The sequence below is a fragment of the Henriciella sp. genome (assembly GCF_049649345.1).
Lineage (GTDB): Bacteria > Pseudomonadota > Alphaproteobacteria > Caulobacterales > Hyphomonadaceae > Henriciella.
The window spans coordinates 1-5,901 of sequence record NZ_JBARZC010000508.1 but is presented as its reverse complement, the minus strand read 5'-3'; the positions used below and the strand labels follow the sequence as shown (position 1 = coordinate 5,901).

Annotated in this window: 8 protein-coding genes and 1 pseudogene; 6 read left to right on the top strand and 3 right to left on the bottom strand. The window is 60.3% G+C overall.

Annotated elements, in window-relative coordinates:
* Together WA989_RS14085 and WA989_RS14080 are read left to right on the top strand one after the other, a co-directional pair.
* On the top strand, positions 1-864 hold an 864-nt coding region (locus WA989_RS14085; RefSeq protein ID WP_424341120.1), incomplete at its 5' end, for an adenosine deaminase.
* Between the two features lie 60 nt (positions 865-924).
* Entirely contained in the window at positions 925-1,329 is a 405-nt protein-coding gene (locus WA989_RS14080; RefSeq protein WP_424341119.1) for a DUF1622 domain-containing protein, read from the top strand.
* Here WA989_RS14080 and WA989_RS14075 read toward each other — a convergent pair.
* Positions 1,262-2,296, bottom strand: coding sequence for an AraC family transcriptional regulator (locus WA989_RS14075; RefSeq protein WP_424341118.1), 1,035 nt, complete (start codon positions 2,294-2,296; stop codon positions 1,262-1,264). The two genes, WA989_RS14080 and WA989_RS14075, sit on opposite strands and share 68 nt — an antisense overlap.
* A 130-nt stretch (positions 2,297-2,426) precedes the next feature.
* Between WA989_RS14075 and WA989_RS14070 the strand changes: the two genes are divergently transcribed.
* Positions 2,427-3,254: a DUF2306 domain-containing protein gene (locus tag WA989_RS14070; protein ID WP_424341117.1), complete on the top strand. Its 828-nt coding sequence runs from the start codon at positions 2,427-2,429 to the stop codon at positions 3,252-3,254.
* 6 nt (positions 3,255-3,260) lie between these two features.
* Here WA989_RS14070 and WA989_RS14065 read toward each other — a convergent pair whose 3' ends face one another.
* Positions 3,261-3,701 (bottom strand): GNAT family N-acetyltransferase, encoded by a 441-nt coding sequence (locus tag WA989_RS14065; RefSeq protein ID WP_424341116.1) that lies wholly within the window; start codon positions 3,699-3,701, stop codon positions 3,261-3,263.
* A gap of 147 nt (positions 3,702-3,848) precedes the next feature.
* Here WA989_RS14065 and WA989_RS14060 point away from each other — a divergent pair, with 147 nt between their 5' ends.
* The 3 genes from WA989_RS14060 (at position 3,849) to WA989_RS14050 (ending at position 5,418) form a co-directional block, all read left to right on the top strand.
* Positions 3,849-4,361 (top strand): SRPBCC family protein, encoded by a 513-nt coding sequence (locus tag WA989_RS14060; protein WP_424341115.1) that lies wholly within the window; start codon positions 3,849-3,851, stop codon positions 4,359-4,361.
* A gap of 169 nt (positions 4,362-4,530) precedes the next feature.
* Entirely contained in the window at positions 4,531-5,094 is a 564-nt protein-coding gene (locus tag WA989_RS14055; RefSeq protein ID WP_424341114.1) for a hypothetical protein, read from the top strand.
* A 27-nt stretch (positions 5,095-5,121) separates the two neighbouring features.
* On the top strand, positions 5,122-5,418 hold the full coding sequence (locus WA989_RS14050; protein WP_424341113.1) for a PRC-barrel domain-containing protein: 297 nt from the start codon (positions 5,122-5,124) through the stop codon (positions 5,416-5,418).
* Between the two features lie 76 nt (positions 5,419-5,494).
* Here the strand turns inward: WA989_RS14050 and WA989_RS14045 are convergent.
* Positions 5,495-5,901, bottom strand: a pseudogene (locus WA989_RS14045) (translational GTPase TypA); the annotation flags it as partial.

Sequence of the window (5,901 nt, the reverse complement as noted above, 5' to 3'; positions counted from 1 at the left end):
GCCTATGAATTCTCGAACCTGCAGGACTTTCTCGACATCTATTATCAGGGCATGTCGGTGCTGCAGACAGAGGCCGATTTTCACGATCTGACGGACGCCTATCTCAAACGCGTCGCGGCCGATAATGTCCGCCATGTCGAGGTCTTCTTCGACCCGCAGGGCCATACCGAGCGCGGCATTCCCTTCGAGGTGCCTATCAAGGGAATCCTCAAAGCCCTTGATGCGGCAGAGGAAAAATACGGCATCACCTACCGCCTAATCATGTGCTTCCTGCGCCATCTCTCAGAAGAAGACGCCTTCGAGACACTGGCGCAGGCCGAACCCTGGATCGACCGTATTCATGGCGTCGGCCTCGACAGCTCCGAGATGGGCCACCCGCCGTCGAAGTTCGCCCGCGTCTTCGAGGCGTGCCGCGAGAAAGGCCTGAAGCTCGTTGTCCATGCCGGCGAGGAAGGCCCGCCCGCCTATATCTGGGAAGCGGTGGATGACATCGCTGTCGACCGGATCGACCATGGCAATCGCTCGCTGGAAGACGATGCCCTCGTCGCCCGCATCCGCGAGGCCGGGCTGACGCTGACAGTCTGCCCGCTCTCGAACCTGTCGCTCTGCGTCGTCGATGATCTGAAAGACCATCCGATAAAGAAGATGCTCGCCCTTGGCCTGCGCGCGACGATGAATTCCGACGACCCGGCCTATTTCGGCGGCTATGTGAACGAGAATTTCCGCCAGACCGCCAAGGCGGTCGGCCTGACCCGCGAGGAGATCATCCAGCTCGCCAAGAACAGCTTTACCGGTTCGTTCCTGCCCGAAGCCGAGCAATCGCGCCACCTTGCAGACATTGACCGCGTCGCCGCACGCCTTTGAAAACGTCGACATATCGGAACCTGCCGCCGCCTGATGCATCTATGATGGCAGGAGGCTCCCATGCCGGACGGCAATAGCGAACAGCTCACCTTTATTCTTGAGACGCTCTCCTTCGGGATAGAGCTGGTCTCGGCCCTGATCCTCATCATCGGATCGCTGGTCTTCGTCTGGACGGTCGGGGCGGGCCTGCTGAAACCCTCGGTCAGCGTGACCACAGCGCTGCAGCGCGGGCGGCTGAAACTCGGCACCTATATTCTCGCGGCGCTGGAATTCCTGATCGTTGCCGACATCCTGTTCACCATCGTTCACCGAACGCTCGATGATGTCATCGTGCTGGCCATCGTCGCGGGTGTGCGCACCGTCGTCAGCTATTTCCTCGGCAAGGAGATCGCCGCGCTTAGCCAGGAGGAGAGCGAAGCGATCGGCGTGCGCCGGCGCCCGGACTCTGGCCCGTCCACCGCTTGAAGGCGCGTGAGAAGGCACTGGGATCGGAAAAGCCGACCAGATAGGCCGTCTCGTTCACAGAGACTTTCTCGCCTTCGAGATAATCGAGCGCCAGGCGCTTGCGCAAATCGTCCAGCAAGGCGTCAAAACTGGTGCCTTCCTGTTTCAGCTGGCGGTAAAGCGTCTGGCGGCTCATGCCCATCTGCCGCGCAATCGCACTCATATTGATGTCGCCGGTGTGCAGGTCCGCCATCATGCGCCGCTCCACCTGCGAGGACAACGTTTCGGACGCCTCAAGGCTTTTCAGGAGGGCGTTGGCATGCTCGCTCAGCGTGCCGAAGACATAGCCGGGCGAGGTCGAAATCGACATTGAGAAATACGCAGGATCGATCTCCATCGTGTTGCGCCCGGCGCTGAACCGGACCGGCACGCCGAGAAGCTCCTCATAGAGATCGCCATAGTCTGGCCGGGCATGCGTCACCTCTGCGGACAGATAGAGCGGCACCTTGGGGAAGAACCGGCGAAACCCGCAAATGAACCGCCCGAGAGTCGATTCCGTCAGTTCGGGGAAGGCGTTGGCATTGGCGCGCTTGTCGACAATGTAGGTGCGCCCATCATGCTGCTCGATGACGAAGCGGTCTTCGCGTCCCACGCCTTCCACCTCGATTACCAGCCGGCCATAGCGGTTCATCTGCCGGAAGGCCTCATCCATGGTCGGCGCGGCAAAGCAGATCAGCCCGACGATCGACAACACATTGAACGAGATGTCTGTGCCAAAGCGCAAGGCGAGCGCCGGATCGCCAGAGAGCCTCTTGCCCTCGCGCATCAGGCGCTTGAACCGGTCAAACGGGACCCGCGCCTCGCTTTTCTCAAGATCATCTTCGCTTAGCCCCGCTGCCGAGAGCAATTGGGTCCGGTCAGCGCCCAGGTTGACGGCAAGGTCAAGCAAGGCGCTCGCATAGCCCGCTGATACTGTCGCTCCCGCCATCTTTCCTCCTCGCGGCGTCACTCCGCACCCTCATTGTTACCACAGGTCATGAAATTGGAACCCGCTGTCATGGGGCAAGCGGCGCAGCGCCGATAATCTGCTGCAAAACATCACAAAAGAAGATCAAAAAATGACAGAACTGACCTCCCGCCCCGCAATCCTCCCGCGTATTGATGCCTTGCGCCTCCTTAAACTTTCAGGCGCGCTATGGTTCGTCATCGCCGTCATAGGACAGGCCGCCTTTGCGGCTTATATCCTCGGCTTTTACGGCGTCTCGACTGTCGAGGGCGATTTCGAACGCATGGATGGCCGCGTCTTCCATGGCTTCATCAATGGTGACCTGCTCGGCAACAGCCTGTTCCTGAGCCACGTCCTGCTCGCCTTCATCATCACCTTCGGTGCGCCATTTCAACTGGTCCCGCAAATCCGGAACCGCTTCCGCACCTTTCACAGATGGAATGGCCGCCTCTTCCTTCTCGTCTCCCTGGTGATCAGCACCGGCGCGCTCGTCCTCGTCTTTCATCGCGGCGTTATCGGCGGCGCCGTTGTTGCGACGGGCAATACAATCAATGCGATCTGCATTCTTGTCTGTGCAGCCATGACACTGAGATTTGCCCTCAAGCGCCGCTTCGCAGATCACCAGCGTTGGGCCATGCGGCTGTTCATAGCGGCCAGCGGCGTGTGGTTCTTCAGGCTTGGCTTCGGGTTCTGGGCCGGCGTCACGGGTGGAACGATGCCAGGCAGCGCCATGGACCTGACCGGCCCGTTTGACCGGTTCCTCGGCATCGGACACGCCATCATTCCGCTGCTTGTGCTGGAGCTTTATCTTCTGGCCCGCGACAGAGGCTCATCAACCGCCCGTTATGCCATGGCAGGCGGGATGGTGACGGTCAGCGCGGCAACAGCCCTCGGCATCTTCATGGCGGCGCAAATCTTCTGGCTGCCAGCTTTCCACTAGCCGGCGCTAGGGCCCGGACAGGCGAACCTGGCCTTCGCGGCCGGGCACGGGGCCGACCTTCTCGGTCCAGCCCATGGCGCGGTAAGCGGCAAAGGCGGTCTGGTTCTGGACATCGACATCAAGCTGCAGCGGCGCGCGCGCCATATCGCGGGCGACCTGCAACAGGCCTGAGCCAACCCCGCAGAACCGCCAGTCATGTTTGATGAACAGATGCGAGACATAGGCCTTGCGCCGCTCGAGCGCGAGGAAGCCGATAATGCCGGCATGCGGCTCATGCGCGACGAGACAGTGGTTTGCCGAAACCGTCCCGCGCAGGCGGATCAGCTCGACATCGTGCGAGGCGCGCCAGGGAAAATCGCTGAGGCAATCGCGGAACACTGCTTCGATCGCAGCATCATCAGCGCCGATCCGTAAACGGATTTTCCAGCCTGCGGCACGATGCGTCATCAGCTCCATAGATGCGACAATATGTCGAAACTGTGGCTAGGTGAAGCGTGATTCTGCCCGACAACTGCAACTCGTCCATCGGGGGCCATTCTTGCCAAGCCCCGCACCTCGGGAAATACTGGGTCCTGAGTGGAGGAGAGGAACACCATGAAACAGGTCATTGCCATCGCCGCGCTGGGGCTCGCCCTGCCCGCTGCAGCAGAGATTACAGCTTCATCACCAGACCACTATGCCCTGCATCATGAAGCCTCATCCGATCTGTCCCCGGAGGATATGTGGGAGCGCCTGACCCAGCCGGAGACCTGGTGGCATCCCGAACACACCTATTCCGGCAGCGCCGAGAACCTGTCCCTCGACCCGAAAGCCGGCGGCCTGTGGCTCGAAAGCTGGGATGAGAATTCCGTCATGCACGGAACAGTGCTCACCGTCATTGAGGGCGAGTCCATTCGTCTTGATGCGCCTTTCGGCCCGCTTCAGGGCATGGCGGTCAATGTCATCTGGACGATCAGCATAGAGCCTGAAGGCAGCGGCACGCGCGTCATCTTCGACGAGTTGGCGAATGGCTCATCGGCGAGCGGCCTCGACCAGATCGCCCCTGCCGTCGACGGCGTCAAAACCGAAGCCATCCGCCGCCTGACGATGAGCGACGCGTCCGACTAGGCTCAGTCGGCCATCCGGTACAGCAGCTCAGCGCCGAGCCTTCTCGGCCCACCATAAGACGAAATAGCCAAAACTTTACCGATCATGGAACGATCGTCGGGCCTCTCAGTTGTTTGGGGAGCACCCTACCAGGCCAGCGCGCCTCGACAATTATACTGGAGATCCAAACATGGCAGAAATTCCCGTTGAAAAGAAAGGCGGCCTCTCATGGCTCTGGATCCTCCTGGCGGTCATCCTGATCGCTCTCCTCGTCTGGTGGTTCATGGGAACTGACGATGACGACGAGGCCGATGTCACCTCAACCGCTCAAGTGGAAGAGACCGTAGAGCCTGAGACCGTTGATGAAACCCCGGCCAACGACACCTCGACCGCCGGAACCCCCGGCGCCGAAGCTGGCACACTGGCCGCGATCCTTGCCAATCCTGACGCCTATTACGACGAGGAATTTGCAGGCGAAGTGGACGTTGGAGAAACCCTGACCGATCGCGGCTTCTGGGTGGAGCAGGACGGAAACCGCATGTTTGCGCTGATCGTCGATGAACCGCGCGAGGCCCCTGTGGATATCAATCCCGGAATGGAATTGCGCCTTACAGACGCCGAGATTCGCAGGACGTCTTCGCTTTCCGACGTAGAAGGACAGGCCCTCGACGCTGATACGCGCCGGATCGCTGACGAGCAGTCGGTCATCTTGGTGGTGGACGAGGAAGATATCGAAATCCTGTCACCGCAATAAACGTAAATTTTCTGAAGGAACACGGACATGGATAAGAATGACAGGTTTGACGAGCTGGAATCCCTCTCCAACTGGGAACTCGTACATGACGAGCAGGACATCCGGGGTCGAGACGTACAGTCTGAGACCGGAGAATCCTACGGCACGGTCGAAGACTTGATGGTCGATAAAGACAAGGAGCACGTGGCCGCAGTCAAGCTAAGTGACGGGCGCCTGGTTCCGGCAAGTCATCTGGAGATTACCGACAGCCGCGTTATCTACAGAGAGGATTCTGCGGCGTCGCGGCCCGATTATTCAAGGGTCAAGCGTCCAGCCGCGACCTAGCCCAGAGATCAGCTCAACCATTCAAGGGTGCCCGCAAGCGGGCACCCTTTTTCGTTTAAGCGAAGGGTGTCCAGAGCTAGCCGTTCGCGGCCGCTTTCGATGCGCGCTTGCGCACGTTCGGGTCGAGATGGACCTTGCGCAGACGGATATTGGTCGGGGTAACCTCGACCAGCTCGTCATCGGCAATATAAGCCAGCGAGCGCTCCAACGTCATCTGCAGAGGCGGGGTGAGGCGCACGGCCTCATCGGTGCCGGAGGCGCGGACGTTGGTGAGCTTCTTGCCCTTCATCACATTGACCTCAAGGTCATTGTCGCGGTTGTGCTCGCCGATAATCATGCCCTGATAGACCTTGTCGCCGGGGTGGATCATCATCGGCCCACGGTCTTCCAGATTCCACAGCGCAAAGGCGACAGCCTCGCCCTGCTCCATCGAGACGAGCACGCCCGTGTGGCGGCCATTGATGGCGCCCTTATACGGCGCGT

What these genes read in the sequence shown, in the direction of transcription:
- WA989_RS14065 (WP_424341116.1), bottom strand. Translation starts at nt 3,701, where the DNA reads ATGACGCATCGTGCCGCAGGCTGGAAAATCCGTTTACGGATCGGCGCT.
- WA989_RS14070 (WP_424341117.1), top strand. Translation starts at nt 2,427, where the DNA reads ATGACAGAACTGACCTCCCGCCCCGCAATCCTCCCGCGTATTGATGCC.
- WA989_RS14055 (WP_424341114.1), top strand. Translation starts at nt 4,531, where the DNA reads ATGGCAGAAATTCCCGTTGAAAAGAAAGGCGGCCTCTCATGGCTCTGG.
- WA989_RS14060 (WP_424341115.1), top strand. Translation starts at nt 3,849, where the DNA reads ATGAAACAGGTCATTGCCATCGCCGCGCTGGGGCTCGCCCTGCCCGCT.
- WA989_RS14075 (WP_424341118.1), bottom strand. Translation starts at nt 2,296, where the DNA reads ATGGCGGGAGCGACAGTATCAGCGGGCTATGCGAGCGCCTTGCTTGAC.
- WA989_RS14080 (WP_424341119.1), top strand. Translation starts at nt 925, where the DNA reads ATGCCGGACGGCAATAGCGAACAGCTCACCTTTATTCTTGAGACGCTC.
- WA989_RS14050 (WP_424341113.1), top strand. Translation starts at nt 5,122, where the DNA reads ATGGATAAGAATGACAGGTTTGACGAGCTGGAATCCCTCTCCAACTGG.